This window comes from Pseudomonas fluorescens (assembly GCF_041354075.1).
Classification (GTDB): domain Bacteria; phylum Pseudomonadota; class Gammaproteobacteria; order Pseudomonadales; family Pseudomonadaceae; genus Aquipseudomonas; species Aquipseudomonas fluorescens_CE.
Genome location: NZ_JARZGC010000005.1, coordinates 13,982 through 29,350, shown reverse-complemented (window position 1 = coordinate 29,350; position 15,369 = coordinate 13,982). Strand labels below are relative to the sequence as shown.

The following is a 15,369-nucleotide window of genomic DNA, read 5'->3' as shown; positions in this document are numbered from 1 at the left end:
TCCGAGCGCAACGCACAAAAAGAAACGGGCCTGCTCATGCAGACCCGTTTTCATTGGGGGGAAGAAAAATCGAATCAGGCGTTTTGTGCAGCCTGTTCATTCTCGAGAAATTCATCTTCGAGCAGCGCATCGGCGGTGTCCCGCTCGAACGGCACGATGGCGGCACGTGGCTTGCCTCGCAGTTTGCCGAACAGGTGCTCCAGTGCGTGTTCGAGTTTCTCCGCCGCACCGTCGATCGCTTGCTCCAGGGTGTCGGCTTTGTGAGTGACGGATACTGGTTGATGGCCTTTGGGCCGCGCCTCCAGCTGGCAGCGCAAATCGTGGGGACCTGGCTTGTCGCCGTTCTCGTCCCGCAGGTGAACCTCGACGCGGGTCAGGTCCTCTTCATATCGTTCGAGCGTGCTCTCAATGGTAGTACGTACCCACTCCTCCAGTCGGATGCTGCTTTGAATATGGTTATCGCTGTTGACTTGGATTTGCATAGTTCATCCCTTATTTCAGCTAGCTCGCAAGAGGCCTCTCGGCTGGCCGTTGGGCGTCTTCACCCTGGCCTCTTGCTTACACAATCGGTCTGTGGGACGAACATTTCAACCCCCAAAAAAAGATAAATATTCATTCGCAAAAAAAGCCGGACAACGGGCAAAAGCACTGGTAAGGTCGGGAGTTGGGTCGTTTCACTTCCTTGTCATAATTGCTCACATCCGCCGCTCCTTGAGCGCTCATCGAATCTTCTGCGTGCCCTGAATCGGGCAGACTCCTTGAAGACTTCTCGAAGACAAATCTTGTTTTCGATGAACGGTCTTGCCTCGGGTTTACCCCAATAGCCAGCGTTATTCTCTGGTTTTTCGCGAGCGTGCTCGCTCCTACAGGGGGCGGTGTGCGGGGATGGGCATGGGGCTTGCAATGTGTCCGGTGGTCCGGAGTTGCGAACCAACCCGATCTTGTCCGGTCAACCCATGCACGTTCAATCAGGCGGTGACGCATCATGGACAACCCTTTTCAGCTCATTACCGATGCCTTTGCACCGGACTACCAGATCAACCTGAGCATTCAGGGGCTGGATGGCAGCATCATGCTGACCCTCTCCAACGGCGGTCGCATCGTGGCCAAGCGGATGATCAGCAGCGAACAGCGCAACGACCCCAAGCGCCTCAAGCGCCTGGTGCAAAGCATCCAGTTCGGCATTGCCATCGAGCAGGGTCATAGCGCCATGACCATTCTCGAAGCCATGACCGATGGCGACAGCCGCACCCTGCCGCCACCGCCCGCCAAGGGCCAGCAGCGGCCGGACCTGCGCCTCTAGAGTTCGCCCTTCTCCACCTCGGGGTGACCGACCTTGCGTTGCGGGTGTTCGATCCTCACCGAAGGGAATTGCGAGGAGGCGTAACGAACCACCAGGATCGCAAACGCCAGCAACAGAATGCCGCCACACAGGTAGATGATGCCGAGGTCCGGCGGGTTGTGGTGGGAGACGTTGGAGATCAGCAGGCGCGTCAGCGCAGTGATCGCCACGTAGATCAGGAAACGCACCGGCATGTGGTTGGTCTTGAAGTAAATCCCGACCATCGCCCCCAGTTCCAGGTAGATGAACAGCAGCAGGATGTCGTCGATCTTGATGTGGCCCTTGTCGAGCATTCCCAGAAATTCCATCACCGCTGCCCAGGCGGTCACCGCACCGATGGCGAACAGTGCCAGGTAGTGGAAGCTCTCGACGAACAGATTGCCCAGTGACTCGGCCAGTTCATGCACGTTCTGCCGCAGGTTTTCGGCCCAGTTGATTTTCACGATGTTTCTTCCTTAGCTCGGTTCGAGCGGATGATGCGGGTTGGACGTGACGGTTGTTCTGCATGCAGAAAAAAGGCCAGAGGCGCCCGCAGCATGATGGCGAGCGCCCCGAAAAGGCGCGCCGTGGCGTTTGGTCGCACCTGCCGGGGATACTGACAAATCCTGATTCCGGTCTACATTAAAAAGCCACTACCCAAAGCGCAGGGATTCGCTTATCCTTTTCGCTGTATATAAATACAGTGGTCGAAACAGACAACTATCGTGAAGGCATGTGAGGTGGTGAATGGCCGTCGAAGTGGTATACCGCAGCAGCCGAGATCTGGAGCGCTTGTTCATGGATAAAGCCGAAGCTGACCGTCATGACAAAATGCTCGAACTGGCCGAATTGCTGGCTGAAGTGCTGCAAAAAGCCGTCCCGTCCCTGAATGAGCAGCAGGTGGACGAAGTCGGGATCTACATGGCGAAGAACCGCGAGGTATTTGCCAAGGCCTTCAAGAGCCAGCCGGATGCCCTGTCCGAGCTGATTCATGCGCCGGTTGAAGTGGCCGAGGAACCGGCTCCGGCCGTTGAAGAGGCGCAGGAAGCGGCGCCGACCAAGCCAGCCAAGGCGGCCAGGACAGCCAAGTAATCAGGCGGATTGAACAGGCCCTGAGTCGAATGGCTCGGGGCCTTTTTCATGCCTGGGATAAAGACGCTTTCAGCGGTACAGGACTTTCTCTGCCAACTGGTCCGCCACCCGCGCCGGGGAGCGTTTTTCCGCCTGGGCGTGGGCAAAGACTTCGGTCAGCCGCGAGCTGATTTTCGACAGGTGGGCGGTGATGGTCGCCAGTTCTTCGCCTCGGTGCTTGAGCGACACGTAGATCAACCCGCCGGAATTGATCACGTAATCCGGTGCGTAGAGGATGCCCCGTCGCTCCAACTGGTCGGCGACATCCAGGTGGCTCAGTTGATTGTTCGCAGAACCCGCCACGGCCGAACACCGCAGTTGCGACACGCTGTGGCTGTTGAGCACACCGCCCAGGCCGCACGGTGCGAGAATGTCGCACGGGGTGCTGAGCAAGGCGTCGTTGGCAATCGGATGGGCGTTGAGCTGTTCCATCGCCAGTTGCACCTTGCCGTGATCGATGTCGCTGACCAACAGCTCGGCGCCCACGGCGTGCAACTGCTCGGCCAGCGCATAGCCCACGTTGCCCAGGCCCTGGATCGCCACGCGCAGACCTTCGAGGTTATCGCTGCCCAGGCGGGCCATCGCCGTGGCGCGGATGCCGGTGAACACGCCCATGGCGGCGTGGGGTGCCGGGTCACCGGCCGAAGTGGTGCTGGTGACATGCCGGGTCTGCTGGGCGATGCAGTCCATGTCCGCCACCGAGGTGCCGCTGTCGATGGCGGTGATGTAGCGACCGTCGAGCTGCTCGATGCAGCGGCCGAAGGCTTCGAACAGCGCGGCGCGGTTTTCCACGTGAACCGGACGGACGATCACCGCCACCCCGCCGCCCTGCGCCAGCCCTGCCAGCGCCGCCTTGTAGCTCATGCCCTGGGCGAGACGAATCGCATCCTCGACCGCTGAATCGTCGCTCGGATAGGCAAGGTAACGACAACCTCCCAGGGCGGGCCCGAGACGGCTGCTATGGATGGCAATGACCGCCTTCAGCCCGGTGACCGGGTCGACGCTCAGATGCAGCGATTCAAGGCGAGTGCTTTGCATGAGAGCGAACATCGTAAGGGCTCCCGAATCACTTCTTGTAGTCGCCAGTATAGGCTGGCGCCCAAAAATTGCTGAAGCACGCCGGAATAAGCAGCGAGCCTGTTCGGGGTTTCGGACATAACCCGACCTGCCACTGGACGAATCCCGACGACGGGGCTAAAACGAGGCATTCAGGGGAGATTCTGATGACGCCTCGCCAACATTTCTTCGAGTGCCTGCAACGATCACCGCCCGCGCTGTTCGAGGCGGCACTGTGGATCGCCGTCGAACACGACAGGGACGTGAATCCGGCGACGGTGATGGCCAACCTGCGGGAGCTGCAACAGCGCGTCAGCCATGGCTTGCCGATGCTGCCGGTGAGCGAGCTGGCACAACCCTTGTTGCGCCGCCTGAATGACCTGGGCTTCGCTCAGGACGACTTTTCCCCGTTGCGCCCGCAAGCGGCGTTGCTCGACAAGGTGCTGGAACGCCGGCGCGGGCAGCCCCTGGCCCTGGGGCTGATTGCGCTGGAACTGGCCAGGGGCCTGGAAATCCCCCTGGTGGGCGTCAACTTTCCGGGGCATTTCCTGTTACGCGTGCCGGGCGCCGACCACCTGCTCGACCCGTGCGGCGGACGCCGGCTATACCCCAACGATTGCCGCGAACTGCTGCAACGCCAATACGGCCCGAACCTGAAGCTCAGCGCCGAACACCTGCTCACTGCCGAACCCACGCAGATGTTGCAGCGACTGTCGCGCAACCTGCGCCAGCTGTACCTTTCCCACGACGACTGCATCAACGCGCTGGTCGACGCCGAGCGGGTGCTGGAACTGGGCAATGGCACCACGGCCGACTACCTGGCCCGGGCCAGTCTCTACCAGCGGCTGGACTGTCCCAACGCCGAGCGTTTCGACCTCGAGCGCGCCCTGCTGCTCACCGACGACCCGATCCAGCGGATTCGCCTGACCGAACGGCTGGGGCATTTGCCGCCTAACTCGGTTGTCCATTGAAATCCGATCATTTATGCACGAATCCGGATTTTCTGTAGGAGCGAGCATGCTCGCGAAAAACTTGAGAACGCCGCTGGGTGTCAGATACCCAACGTCATCGTTGACGACCATCGTCGGAACGCCGCCCGGAACATGCTCGCTCCTACATGTGATCGGTTGACCCCATCAAGGTGTGTCCGGCTGATTCGACGGGTGAGCCTTGATGAACGCGGGATGCTGCGCCGCCAGTTCCGCCACCCGACGAATCCTGGGATACGCCTGCAGCGAAACATTGAAGCGCTCGGCCGCGTACAGCTGCGGAATCAGGTACACGTCCGCCAGCCCCGGCTTCTCACCCAGGCAAAAGCCTTTATCGCCAATCAACTGTTCGACCGTTGCCAGGCCCTGGCTGACCCAGTGACCGATCCACTCGCTCACCTGCGTTTCATCGGACCCCGACTGGCGCAGGCGGTTGAGCACGCTGACGTTGTGCAACGGGTGCACGTCGCAACCGATGACCGCCGCCACACCGCGCTCACGGGCGCGGGCAGCGAGGCTTTTCGACAGCAGCGGCACCTGTGGATAACGCTCTTCCAGGTACTCGATGATCGCCGGTGACTGGATCAGCAGTTCCCCCTCTTCGGTGCGCAAGGCCGGCACCCGGCCTTGTGGGTTGATGCTCAGGTAAGGCGCCTGGCGATGCTCGCCGCCGGGCGGTGCGACGAGATTGATCGGCAAGGCCTGGTAATCCAGCCCCTTGAGCGCCAGCGCAATCCGCACCCGATAGGACGAAGTCGAACGGTAGTAGGTGTAGAGCTCCATACTCGCTCCTCTCAACGCGCCGACAGCACTTTGCCACGGCATTCACCGAAACCGATGGAGGCAAATCCGTCGCGACGGCAGCGCGCGCGCAGGATGATTTCGTCGCCGTCCTCCAGGAACTTGCGCACTTCGCCAGAGGCCAGTTCGATCGGCTTCTTACCGCCTTCGGTGATTTCCAGCAGGCTGCCGAACTGGCCGCTTTCCGGCCCCGACAACGTGCCCGAACCGAACAGGTCGCCGGCCTGCAACTGGCAGCCGTTGACGCTGTGGTGCGCGACCATCTGCGCCACGGTCCAGTACATGTATTGGGTGTTGCTCAGTGTCAGGCGATGGGCCGGCAAATTCTGCTCGCGCAGGCCTTCGGTGATCAGCAGCACTTCCAGCTCGATGTCGAAAGCGCCCGCGGCCTGGTCGCGGCTGTCGAACAGGTAGGGCAGTGGCTGCGGGTCGCCTTCAGGTCGCGCCGGCTGCGCTCGGCGGAACGGTTCCAGCGCTTCGGCGGTGACCACCCACGGCGAAACGCTGGTGATGAAACTCTTCGACAGGAACGGCCCCAGCGGCTGGTACTCCCAGGCCTGAATGTCCCGCGCCGACCAGTCGTTGAGCAGGCAGAAACCGGCGATGTGATCACCCGCTTCGGCGATGTCGATCGACTCGGCCATCGCATTGCCCTGGCCAATCCAGATGCCCAGTTCCAACTCGTAGTCCAGGCGTGCGCAAGGGCCGAACGTCGGCTCGGTCTGACCGGCCGGCAGGGTCTGGCCCTTGGGGCGCCGCACCTCGGTTCCGGAGGGGCGAACGGTCGAGGCCCGGCCGTGATAACCGATCGGCACGTGCTTGTAGTTCGGCAGCAGGGGATTATCGGGACGGAACAACTTGCCGACATTTTGCGCGTGCTCGATGCCGACATAGAAATCGGTGTAGTCGCCGATCCTGGCCGGCAGGTGCATCTGGCAGTGAGCCGCCAGCGGCAGCAGTTTTGCGCCCTGGGCTTCGATCTTGCCGTGCAGCGCGCTGCCCTCCCCGAGCAGCTCGATCAAGCGTTCGCGCAGGGCCAAACGCGCGTCGCGTCCCAGTTCGAAGAAGGCGTTGAGTTGACCGCCACGGGTGGCCTGCACGGCGGCTTTCGCAGCGCCGTCGAACAGACCGGCTTCGAGTGCCGCTTCCAGATCGAAGATATGCTCACCGATGGCCACGCCGCTGCGGGGCGCCGAACCTTGCACGCTGAACACGCCCAGCGGCAGGTTCTGCAAAGGGAAATCCCCATGACCATTGGCGGAGGCGATCCAGCTGCGAGTGATGGAAGTCTGCGTCATGGGTTATCTCCGGGTCGGGTCGAAAGTGGCGGGCAGCGTGGCCCAGCAAGCGTCGTAGCGGGTTTGCAGTTGCGGGCAGTCCAGGGCGAAACGGCTCGGGCGCAGCACCTGGCTGGTCTCGAACATGAAGGCCATGGTGTTGTCGATTTTCGCCGGTTTGAGATCGGCGTTGATCGCCTTGGTGCAGGTCTCGCCGTCCGGTCCGTGGGCACTCATGCAACTGTGCAGCGATGCACCACCGGGCACAAAGCCTTCGGCCTTGGCGTCGTACTCGCCGGTGATCAGGCCCATGAACTCGTTCATCAGGTTGCGGTGGAACCACGGCGGCCGGAAGGTGTTCTCTGCCACCATCCAGCGAGGCGGAAAGATCACGAAGTCCAGGTTGGCCAGGCCGTGAACGCTGGTCGGCGAGGTCAGGACGGTGAAGATCGACGGGTCGGGATGATCGAAGCTGACCGTGCCGAGGGTGTTGAAGCGACGCAGGTCATATTTGTACGGAACGTTGGTGCCGTGCCAGGCGACCACGTTGAGGGGCGAATGATCGAGTTCGCAGCCCCACAACTGACCGAGGAATTTCTGCACCAGCACCGTCGGTTGCGTGAGGTGTTCGTAGTGCGCGACCGGGGTCAGGAAGTCTCGCGGATTGGCCAGGCCATTACTGCCGATGGGCCCCAGATCCGGCAGGCGCAGCGGCGCACCGTGGTTCTCGGCGACATAGCCACGGGCCTGCGGATCGAGCAGCTCGACGCGAAACTTCAGGCCCCGTGGCAACACGGCGATTTCCAGCGGTTGCACTTCCAGCACGCCCAATTCGGTGGCAATGCGCAGTCGCCCCAGTTGCGGGACCAGCAGCAGTTCGCCATCGGCGTTGTAGAACACCCGCTCCATCGACTGGTTGGCGAGGTACTGGTGAATGCTGATGCCTGTCAGGTTTTCGGCACCGGCATTGGCGGCCATGCTGATCAGGCCATCGATGAAATCCGTCGGCTCGGCCGGCATCTCCAGAGCATTCCAGCGCAAGCGATTGGGCGTCACCTCGCCCAGCGGGCCACCGGACAATTGCCGCTCGAGCTTGACGAAAGCCGGGTGATTGGCCGACGGCTGGATGCGATACATCCAGGTACGTCGCGCTTCATGGCGGGGCATGGTGAACGCGGTGCCGGACAGCAGCTCGGTGTACAGGCCGTACGGGGCTTTTTGCGGCGAGTTCTGGCCGACGGGCAGCGCGCCGGGCAACGCTTCGCTGCTGAATTCGTTGCCGAAGCCCGACTGATAAGCCAGCGCTGGCGACGTTGAATCGAGGTTCATGGAGCCTCCTGAACAGGGAGTAGGCAACGTCCGGCACTCTGTTGCAGAGGTGGCGGCGCGCCTGGGTTATTTTTATCGTAATTCAATTACGATTAACGTAATTTGATCGGTATTGACCGTCAAGCTATAAAGACGCCCATTCGTCCCGGATCAGATAGCCACCATGGAAACGCCGCGCAACAACGATAAACAGAAAGTCCGCTCGGCCGAGGTCGGCACCGACATCCTCAAGGCACTGGCCGAGTTGTCGCCCTCGACTTCGCTGTCGCGCCTGGCCGAGCACGTGCAGATGCCGGCGAGCAAGGTCCATCGTTATTTACAGGCACTGATCGCCAGCGGCTTTGCCGAGCAGAACAGCGCGACCAACCACTATGGTCTCGGCCGGGAAGCGTTGCGGGTCGGATTGGCCGCGTTGAACAGTATGGACGTGCTGAAAGTCGGCGCCCTGCCCCTGGCCGAACTGCGCGACGAGTTGAACGAGACCTGCTTCCTGGCGGTGTGGGGCAATCAGGGCGCAACGGTGGTGCACATCGAGCCGGCCGTGCGCGCGGTGACGGTCGTGACGCAATTGGGCTCGGTGCTGCCGCTGCTCAGCTCATCCACCGGGCTGGTGTTCGGTGCCTTTCTGCCCAAGCGCGAAACCATCGACCTGCGCGAGCAGGAACTGCACAACGTGAAGGCCCATGCACTGGCGGACGATCAGGCTTACGCCACACTGTGCGAACAGATCCGCGAGCGCGGCTTGCATCATGTACATGGGTTGTTGATGCCGGGGGTCGATGCGTTGTCGGCGCCGGTGTTCAATGCGTTGGGCAACGTGGTTGCGGTCATGACCATCGTTGGCCCCGCCTCTTTGTTCCACGCCGACGAAAACGGCCCGGCAGCGCAGCGGTTATTGGCTGCGACGCGGGCCGTTAGTTGGCGTATGGGATTTGAAATTACCGCACCGGGTTCATGACAGACGGGTTTTTAACACCCGGTTTCAGGCCATGGCAGGTTCAGCAAGAAAAACCTTGGCCATGTCCTCACCCAGGCCATTGATTTCATCAAACTCCAGGCCTTTGAAGCGGTATTTATCGTCGAAGGTATGACGCTCGGAGAAAACCCCCATGTGCTCGCCACCAAACTTCGGAACTTGCCCTTCCTGCAACATCAGAAAGCACGCCCAGACCAGAGACTCCGAGTAAATCACCAGATTTTCCTGAGTTGTACTCACGCCGGTAATATAAACTTTATCGACATCGATACCACGGCCACTCACACGTGCATGCAGGATGGCACGCACGCGATCAATATTCAGACTTTCCATTTTCTAATCCTTAACTAATAAATTACAGTGCCCAATCAGCAATTCCATTATTGCCTGACCCTTAAGCACTGGAGCGGATCTTAGTTAAAACCACGGAACTTGTAATCGTGCAGTGTGTTTTAATTTATTGCGCAGAGAACAACACTAAGCACAACTAACAATAGCACTGGACGAACTTTTACAAAAGTTTCCTTACATCAGGGAAACAAACCCTGGTTTTTCGCCAGTGCCACCGCCTGCGTACGTCGTTCAACACCTAACTTGCTGTAAATCCGCCGTGCATGGGTTTTGACGGTGTGCAGCGAAATGAATAATTGCTCGGCAATCTGTTGATTGGAGTTGCCGTGGGCGATCAGGCTCAAGACTTCCAGCTCACGACCACTCAACACGTGCACCTGGGTTGCATCAGCTGCCTCAGGCGTATCCGCCTGGATCTGACTGAACAGGCTCGGGCGACGCAGGCGTAGTTCACGCTGCGGCTGCTGCAACTGGCAGCGCGCCGCGAGCTCCAGGCCTGACTGCAAGGCAGCACTGGCCTGCGCGGGTTGGCCGCTCAGGTCCGCCACTTCGCAGATGGCCAGATGCAACTCGATCTCCAGAGCCAGCATGCCCTGGGCCTGGGCGCGTTCAAGCAAGGCCTGCAGGGTATCGAGTGGATTTTGCGCCTTGTGCAGATAGGTCTCCGCGAGCACCAACTGGTATTCAATACGCGCAATCAATTGCAGCGTGGCTGGTGGGGCCTGCCGTGCATCAGGCCCGCGATAATGGCGCAGCACTCGGGTCAGGGCCTCGCAGGCCAACTCGGGGCGCCCCTGCTGCAGCCAGAACTGGCTGCTCAGTTGCAGCAATACGCCCCGGTAGACGGTGTCCGGAATCTGCCGCTGCTGCATCAAGCGCTCGGCGTCGCGCAGTCGATTGAACGCAAGGCCGTAATCGCGCTGGTTCGCGGCCATCTGCGCCTGCCCGAGAAAGCCGAACAGCACGCGTTTATCCTGGCTGTGCAGGCAATGCTCGAGGCCGACCTGAAAGAAACCGCGAGCGGCCTCGTCTTCGCCCCGACTGAGGGCCAGTCGACCGCGCCGCACGGCAATTCGCCCCAACAGCGGAACGGGGCACTCGACCCGCTCTCTCAACCATTGGTGAAGATGCGCCAGCAGATTCTCCGCCCGACACGGCGCCCCACGCTGCTCAAGGCACTGCGCGTGGTCGAGTTCCAGCAGCCCCTCGAACACCAGCGAACCCTGCGCACGGGCCAGCGATAGCGCCTCGCGGTTAAGGGCCTGCGCCACGTCCAGCTCGCCGCGCAGCAGGGCCTGCTGGGTCAGCGCCGACAGGCACATCACGCGGGCATTCCAGACCTCGGGGCCGAGATCGCCGAGCGCTTCCTGTAGATGGATTTGCGACGGTTCCATGCGCCCCTGCAAATGCAGCAGCCACCCCTGCAAGGTCTGCCAACGCGCGATCAACTGCCGCTGCAGCAGTGCCGACGGCTGAGGCACAAAGCGCGACAGCGTGTCGATGCACTCACCGGCCTGCTCGAAGCGCCCCGCGATCAGCAAGGCAGCGCTGATCAGCCCCACCAGTTGCGGCGAACCCAGCATCAACGCCTCGCCCTTGCGCTCATGCAGGCGCAACAACAGCACGATGGTCTGCTCCTCGAACAGGTGCTCGAAACTGAAATGCCGCAACAGGCTGACCGCGATTTCGAACTCTTCGGCCAGCAACGCCTGTTCGAAGGCCGCTTTCCAGTCGCGCTCGGTGGTGAACCACTGGCAGGCGCGTCGATGCCAGGATCGGGCCTGCGGCCAGTGTTCTTCGCGCATCAACTGGGTGAGCGGTGGAAAAACCTGCAACCAGTCCGTGGAGTCCCGCCAGGGCTCGATGAAGCACCCCAACGCCTGCAACGTGCTCAGGCACTGGGCGCCCTCCCCGGCACCGAACAAGTGTTCGCACAGGCGGGCATTGAAGCGTGGCAAATGTGCCAGCACGCGCCAGGCTTCACTGAGGGTCGGGGTGAGCACGCCAAACAGCTCATGTTCGAGGTAGTCATGCAGCGTATCCGGCCGGCCGTGCAGTTGCTCGTTGCGCGACCGGTCGCATTTTTGCAGCAGCGCAATGCGCACACCTGCGCACCAGCCGCCGCTCGATTCGATGATTCGACCGGCATGCCTGGCAGCCTGCTCCGGATCCAGGTGATGCAACAGTTCGGCGATTTCGGTCTGGCTGAACGCCAGGGTTTCACGCTCGCAGTCGTACAGTTCGTCAGCGAGCAACAGCCGTGGCCAATTGCACAGCGGGCGACGGCGCGCACTCAGCCACCAGGTGACGAGCGGGTTGCCGAGGGTCAGCAGGCGGTCGAGCAACAGGTCCAGCTCCGGATTGGGCGTGCGGCAATAATCATCCAGGCCCAGCCAGACCGGCGCTTGCACCCGCGCCAGGTGCGCGAGCAGTCCGGCCTCGTCCGTCGCATCCGACCCCAATTCCCGCGCCAGGCGCCGGAGAAATTCATCGACACTGATCGACACCCCGTTCAACGGCAACCAACAGACCTGACATGCCGCCGGCGCACGGGTCAGGCATTCGATGAGCAGCGCACTCTTGCCACTGCCGGCTGGTGCGCAGATCAGCTTGACCCGGGCGGTCGAAGCCAGCAACGGCTCGATCAACCGGTCGCGAGACAGGTGATGGGTGGATAAACGGGGCAGGAATCCAGGACGGTCCGGCCATGCTGTCATGGCGGTCATAGCGGTGCGCCTTGTTATTTTTGTTGCGCCACCCTAGCCCTCCGCACACAGCTTGTTGAAGAAGTATTCAACATACTGATTGGCACCTATAAAAAAGGTGACCGTAAAGTCACCTTTTTCAACAAAGCCTGTAGGAAGTTTACCTAACGCCTGTACTCCTAAGGGCTGCTGGGGTGTAGTCACCTGCTTTGGCGTCGATCCCGAATTCGAAGCTGCGCTTCTCCTCGTTCTTCATGCCCAACGCGATGTAGCGTCCGGCGATCAGGTCGTACAGTGCCTCAACGGTATAGGCCGGCACCTGGTGATCGTAGTAGTTCTGCGCGTGGCCTTCGGCGACACGCCACAGTTGCCCACGTCCGTCGTAATGATCGGCCAGGGCCACTTGCCAAGTGTCTTCGTCGATGTACATGTGACGCTTGGCGTAGACGTGGCGCTCGTTGGGCTTGACCGTCGCGACGACCTCCCAGACCCGGTGCAGTTCGTAGCGGGTCAGGTCCTGATTGATGTGCCCGGCCTTGATCACATCGGTGTACTTGAGGTTGGGCGAGTCGAGCTTGTAGCTGTTGTAGGGAATGTACATTTCCTTCTTGCCGACCAGCTTCCAGTCATAGCGATCCGGGGCGCCGGAAAACATGTCGAAGTTGTCGGTGGTCCGCAAACCATCGGACGAGGTACCGACGCCGTCATACGCCACCTGCGGCGCACGCCGCACCCGGCGCTGCCCCGCGTTGTAGATCCAGGCCTTGCGCGGTTCCTTCACCTGGTCGAGGGTCTCGTGCACCAGCAGCACGTTGCCCGCCAGCCGCGCCGGTGCCGTGACCTCCTGCTTGAAGTAATTGAGCACGTTATCGTCGCTGCCCGGTTTCAAGTCCCCCAGCAGCGAAGGCACGGCCACTTCGTCCTTGAAGCGGATGACGGTGAAATCACCATTGGATTGCGGCGTGGCCTGGGTGATGGTGCGGCGCAGGTTGCCGCCGTGATAGCGGGTGATGTGGTTCCAGATCACTTCCACGCCGTTCTTCGGAATCGGAAAGGCGTAGTAACGATTGCCGGTGAAATTGGCCAGGCCGTTACCGTCGTTGACCGGTGTCACGTTCAAGGCGCTGCGCTTGGCCGATTCGTAGATGTCTGCCGGCACCGCTGCCGTACGATGGGTGGGATAGACCGGAATCTTGTAGGTCTGCGGATAACGCTTGAACATCGCGACCTGCCCGTCGGACAGCTTGTCCTTGTACTGATCGACGTTGGCCGCCGTGATGGTGAACAGCGGTTTCTCATTGGCGAAGGGGTCCGCCAGGAAGCCCTTGCTGTCCACCGCACCGGCATTGGTCGGCAGGCCACCGGTCCAGGCCGGAATCGAGCCATCGGCATTGCCGGCCTTTTCGGCGCCCAGCGGTGTCAGGCTGGTGCCGAGTTTGTTCGCTTCTTCCGGCGAAACAGCCGCCATTACGTTGGCAGCCAACAGGCCCAGGGCCAGAACGCCGCACTGCAACATCATCTTGCGCATTGAAATCATCCTTCTCAGCCAGATCAGAAGTTCACGCCAAAGCTCAACGCCAGGAAGTCACGGTCTTCCAGGGTGTTGTAGTCACCACCAAAAAAGTCGGTGTAACTCAGGCTCGCGGTGTAGGTATTGCGGTAGTCGGCATCGACGCCGACGCTGATTGCCTTGGCGCCTTCGTTGAACAGACCGTTGGGGCCGTAGCCCGCGACGTCGTGGGACCAGGACAGGTTGGGCTTGAAGTTGATCCCGGCGATCACGTTGTTGTAATCGAGGATCGCGCGGGCGCGATAACCCCAGGAGGTCGAGGTGACAAACCCGTCGGTGTCGCCGCCGAAGCCGTATTGGCCATAGACCGAGTCACGGCCGTAGCGCAGCTTGCTTTTATCCTCCAGCCCGCCGACGTGAACCACCGCCGCCTCGCCCACCAGCGTCAGCCGGTCAGCCCCGGCCACCTGATCGATGAAATGCGTCAGGGTGCTCTGGATCTGCGTCACTTCCTTGCGCCGATAGCCTTTGTTGTCCGCACCCGGGCGCGTGGCAATGGGCGAAGCCGCGCCGCCTGCAATGGGGTTGATCATGGCCAGGGTCAGGTCGGTGCTGTTGATCTGCACCGGCAGGTTGGGCCGGTAGCTGATCTCGCCGGTCCACGCGGTGCCGGTGGGCAAGGTGGTGGAGAAGCTCGCGCCGTACAGGCGAATGTCTTCGGGGTATTCGAGGTAATACTGACCGCGCCCGAGCATCACACTCTGGGCCAGCCCCGCTCCGCTGCCGGGGGCGATGGCGTTTGCCGTGGCAATGATCGCCGGCAGTTGCGCCAGGGTGCTGGCGCCGGCGGTGCTGGTGCCGACGTACGGCGTGCGACTGTGGTAATTCATGAAGTACAGACCGTATTCGGTGTCGTCACCCAACCAGCGCAACGCTGTGCCCCACTGCCCGCCGTCGCGGGCATCACGGTCGCCGCCACGGGGCACGATCACCCCTTCCCGGCCGACCTGAAAGCCCTGGCCAAAGGCTGCGGCGATGGGTTGCAACGGGGCGATGGCGGGGCTGGCAACGGTGTAGCCGGTGGTGCAACCGTCCGCCGCGACGTCACCACCGAAGAAGGTCCCGCAGTTGTCGAGGACGGTCTGGTCCCACTCCAGCTGATAGAAGCCTTCCACCGTCAGCTTGTCGGTCAGGCCCTGGGTGGCGAACAGCATGTTCACCGGTATCAGGCCTTCCTTGATCTCGGCGCCCGGTCGGCGAAACGCTGAAACGTCGATCGGGTTGATGCTGTTGATCGAGTTGCCGATGAAGGTGCTTTCCCCCCAACTGACCACCTGCTTGCCGGCACGCACCGAGCCCGGCAGATCGGCAATCGAGTAGTTGTGATAGACGAAGGCGTCGAGGATTTCCGCACCAGCGGACTTGGAACCCTCCTTGCGATTGTGATCGCTGATCGGCTTGAACGGCCGGTCTTCATCCTTGAGCTCGAAGTCGTACCAGTACTTGCCCCGCACGAACACACCGGTGTCACCGTACTTCAGCTCGAGGTCGTGGATGCCCTTGAAAATCTTCGAGAAGGTTTCGCCCTTGGTGAAGTTCTGACGTCCGTCGTCGCCGGTCGATGCCTGGCCGCTGCCACCGTTGACGGTGCCCACCAGCGACTCCTTGGCATCGCGCATGCCCCAGCTCGCGCCGACCGACAGTGAAGAGTCGAACGTGCCCTCGATTTCGCCGAAATTGAATGAGACCGCCTGCGCCTGGGCACAGCAACCCAAGGCCACCGCAGCGGCCAGCGCCTGCGGCGTGAAGATGGCGCGCATTGTTGTTTTTGTCATGCGTCTTCCCCGGTGAGTGACAGAAGGCCACACCCTACTGCCGCCACCGGAAGCCGATAAGCGCACGAAGGAGGTATTTGCGGTGTCG

13 protein-coding genes and 1 pseudogene are annotated in these 15,369 nt (G+C 61.4%); 4 read left to right on the top strand and 10 right to left on the bottom strand.

All coding sequences use genetic code 11. The annotated features are described in order from the left end of the window. Positions 1 to 74: 74 nt before the first annotated feature. Positions 75 to 482, bottom strand: a complete 408-nt coding sequence (locus QIW53_RS08060; RefSeq protein ID WP_371049113.1) for an HPF/RaiA family ribosome-associated protein — start codon at positions 480 to 482, stop codon at positions 75 to 77. 503 nt (positions 483 to 985) lie between these two features. On the opposite strand from QIW53_RS08060, the gene QIW53_RS08055 reads away from it, so the two are divergent. Continuing rightward, a complete protein-coding gene (locus tag QIW53_RS08055; protein WP_371049111.1) occupies positions 986 to 1,303 on the top strand; it encodes a DUF3509 domain-containing protein in 318 nt (105 codons plus the stop codon). Here QIW53_RS08055 and QIW53_RS08050 read toward each other — a convergent pair. Further along, a complete protein-coding gene (locus tag QIW53_RS08050; RefSeq protein WP_371049110.1) occupies positions 1,300 to 1,785 on the bottom strand; it encodes a phosphate-starvation-inducible protein PsiE in 486 nt (161 codons plus the stop codon). The genes QIW53_RS08055 and QIW53_RS08050 overlap by 4 nt on opposite strands. Before the next feature lie 283 nt (positions 1,786 to 2,068). Here QIW53_RS08050 and QIW53_RS08045 point away from each other — a divergent pair. After that, positions 2,069 to 2,308, top strand: a pseudogene (locus QIW53_RS08045) (YebG family protein); the annotation flags it as partial. A 174-nt stretch (positions 2,309 to 2,482) separates the two neighbouring features. Here the strand turns inward: QIW53_RS08045 and QIW53_RS08040 are convergent. Continuing rightward, the gene (locus QIW53_RS08040) at positions 2,483 to 3,502 is read right to left on the bottom strand and encodes a Glu/Leu/Phe/Val dehydrogenase family protein (protein WP_371049109.1); all 1,020 of its coding nucleotides are present in this window, start codon (positions 3,500 to 3,502) and stop codon (positions 2,483 to 2,485) included. Between the two features lie 173 nt (positions 3,503 to 3,675). On the opposite strand from QIW53_RS08040, the gene QIW53_RS08035 reads away from it, so the two are divergent. Beyond that, complete coding sequence (locus QIW53_RS08035) at positions 3,676 to 4,479, top strand: SirB1 family protein (protein ID WP_371049108.1); 804 nt, start codon at positions 3,676 to 3,678, stop codon at positions 4,477 to 4,479. Positions 4,480 to 4,644: 165 nt separating this feature from the next. Here the strand turns inward: QIW53_RS08035 and maiA are convergent, their stop codons facing one another. Genes maiA through hmgA form a run of 3 tightly spaced genes read right to left on the bottom strand, consistent with a single transcriptional unit; the run spans position 4,645 to position 7,904 of the window. Next, positions 4,645 to 5,280 carry a maleylacetoacetate isomerase gene (maiA, locus tag QIW53_RS08030; protein WP_371049107.1) on the bottom strand — a complete coding sequence of 212 codons (636 nt, stop codon included), beginning with the start codon at positions 5,278 to 5,280 and terminating at the stop codon, positions 4,645 to 4,647. An 11-nt stretch (positions 5,281 to 5,291) separates the two neighbouring features. Continuing rightward, on the bottom strand, positions 5,292 to 6,596 hold the full coding sequence (fahA, locus tag QIW53_RS08025; RefSeq protein WP_371049106.1) for a fumarylacetoacetase: 1,305 nt from the start codon (positions 6,594 to 6,596) through the stop codon (positions 5,292 to 5,294). Positions 6,597 to 6,599: 3 nt separating this feature from the next. Then, positions 6,600 to 7,904, bottom strand: coding sequence for a homogentisate 1,2-dioxygenase (gene hmgA, locus QIW53_RS08020; RefSeq protein WP_371049105.1), 1,305 nt, complete (start codon positions 7,902 to 7,904; stop codon positions 6,600 to 6,602). Between the two features lie 163 nt (positions 7,905 to 8,067). Between hmgA and QIW53_RS08015 the strand changes: the two genes are divergently transcribed. Then, positions 8,068 to 8,862 carry an IclR family transcriptional regulator gene (locus tag QIW53_RS08015; protein ID WP_371049104.1) on the top strand — a complete coding sequence of 265 codons (795 nt, stop codon included), beginning with the start codon at positions 8,068 to 8,070 and terminating at the stop codon, positions 8,860 to 8,862. Between the two features lie 24 nt (positions 8,863 to 8,886). Here QIW53_RS08015 and QIW53_RS08010 read toward each other — a convergent pair whose 3' ends face one another. The 4 genes from QIW53_RS08010 to QIW53_RS07995 all read right to left on the bottom strand — a co-directional run bounded on the left by QIW53_RS08010 (position 8,887) and on the right by QIW53_RS07995 (position 15,281). Continuing rightward, entirely contained in the window at positions 8,887 to 9,213 is a 327-nt protein-coding gene (locus QIW53_RS08010; RefSeq protein ID WP_371049103.1) for a hypothetical protein, read from the bottom strand. A gap of 197 nt (positions 9,214 to 9,410) precedes the next feature. Next, complete coding sequence (locus tag QIW53_RS08005; RefSeq protein ID WP_371049102.1) at positions 9,411 to 11,957, bottom strand: helix-turn-helix transcriptional regulator; 2,547 nt, start codon at positions 11,955 to 11,957, stop codon at positions 9,411 to 9,413. Positions 11,958 to 12,096: 139 nt separating this feature from the next. Further along, a complete protein-coding gene (locus QIW53_RS08000; RefSeq protein ID WP_371049101.1) occupies positions 12,097 to 13,464 on the bottom strand; it encodes a DUF1329 domain-containing protein in 1,368 nt (455 codons plus the stop codon). A gap of 23 nt (positions 13,465 to 13,487) precedes the next feature. Next, on the bottom strand, positions 13,488 to 15,281 hold the full coding sequence (locus QIW53_RS07995; protein WP_371049100.1) for a DUF1302 domain-containing protein: 1,794 nt from the start codon (positions 15,279 to 15,281) through the stop codon (positions 13,488 to 13,490). Positions 15,282 to 15,369: the final 88 nt, after the last annotated feature.

Coding starts and splice junctions, on each gene's coding strand:
- QIW53_RS08040 (WP_371049109.1), bottom strand. CDS start 3,502: ATGTTCGCTCTCATGCAAAGCACTCGCCTTGAATCGCTGCATCTGAGC.
- QIW53_RS08055 (WP_371049111.1), top strand. CDS start 986: ATGGACAACCCTTTTCAGCTCATTACCGATGCCTTTGCACCGGACTAC.
- QIW53_RS08000 (WP_371049101.1), bottom strand. CDS start 13,464: ATGCGCAAGATGATGTTGCAGTGCGGCGTTCTGGCCCTGGGCCTGTTG.
- QIW53_RS08010 (WP_371049103.1), bottom strand. CDS start 9,213: ATGGAAAGTCTGAATATTGATCGCGTGCGTGCCATCCTGCATGCACGT.
- QIW53_RS08015 (WP_371049104.1), top strand. CDS start 8,068: ATGGAAACGCCGCGCAACAACGATAAACAGAAAGTCCGCTCGGCCGAG.
- QIW53_RS08060 (WP_371049113.1), bottom strand. CDS start 482: ATGCAAATCCAAGTCAACAGCGATAACCATATTCAAAGCAGCATCCGA.
- hmgA (WP_371049105.1), bottom strand. CDS start 7,904: ATGAACCTCGATTCAACGTCGCCAGCGCTGGCTTATCAGTCGGGCTTC.
- QIW53_RS08005 (WP_371049102.1), bottom strand. CDS start 11,957: ATGACCGCCATGACAGCATGGCCGGACCGTCCTGGATTCCTGCCCCGT.
- maiA (WP_371049107.1), bottom strand. CDS start 5,280: ATGGAGCTCTACACCTACTACCGTTCGACTTCGTCCTATCGGGTGCGG.
- QIW53_RS07995 (WP_371049100.1), bottom strand. CDS start 15,281: ATGACAAAAACAACAATGCGCGCCATCTTCACGCCGCAGGCGCTGGCC.
- fahA (WP_371049106.1), bottom strand. CDS start 6,596: ATGACGCAGACTTCCATCACTCGCAGCTGGATCGCCTCCGCCAATGGT.
- QIW53_RS08035 (WP_371049108.1), top strand. CDS start 3,676: ATGACGCCTCGCCAACATTTCTTCGAGTGCCTGCAACGATCACCGCCC.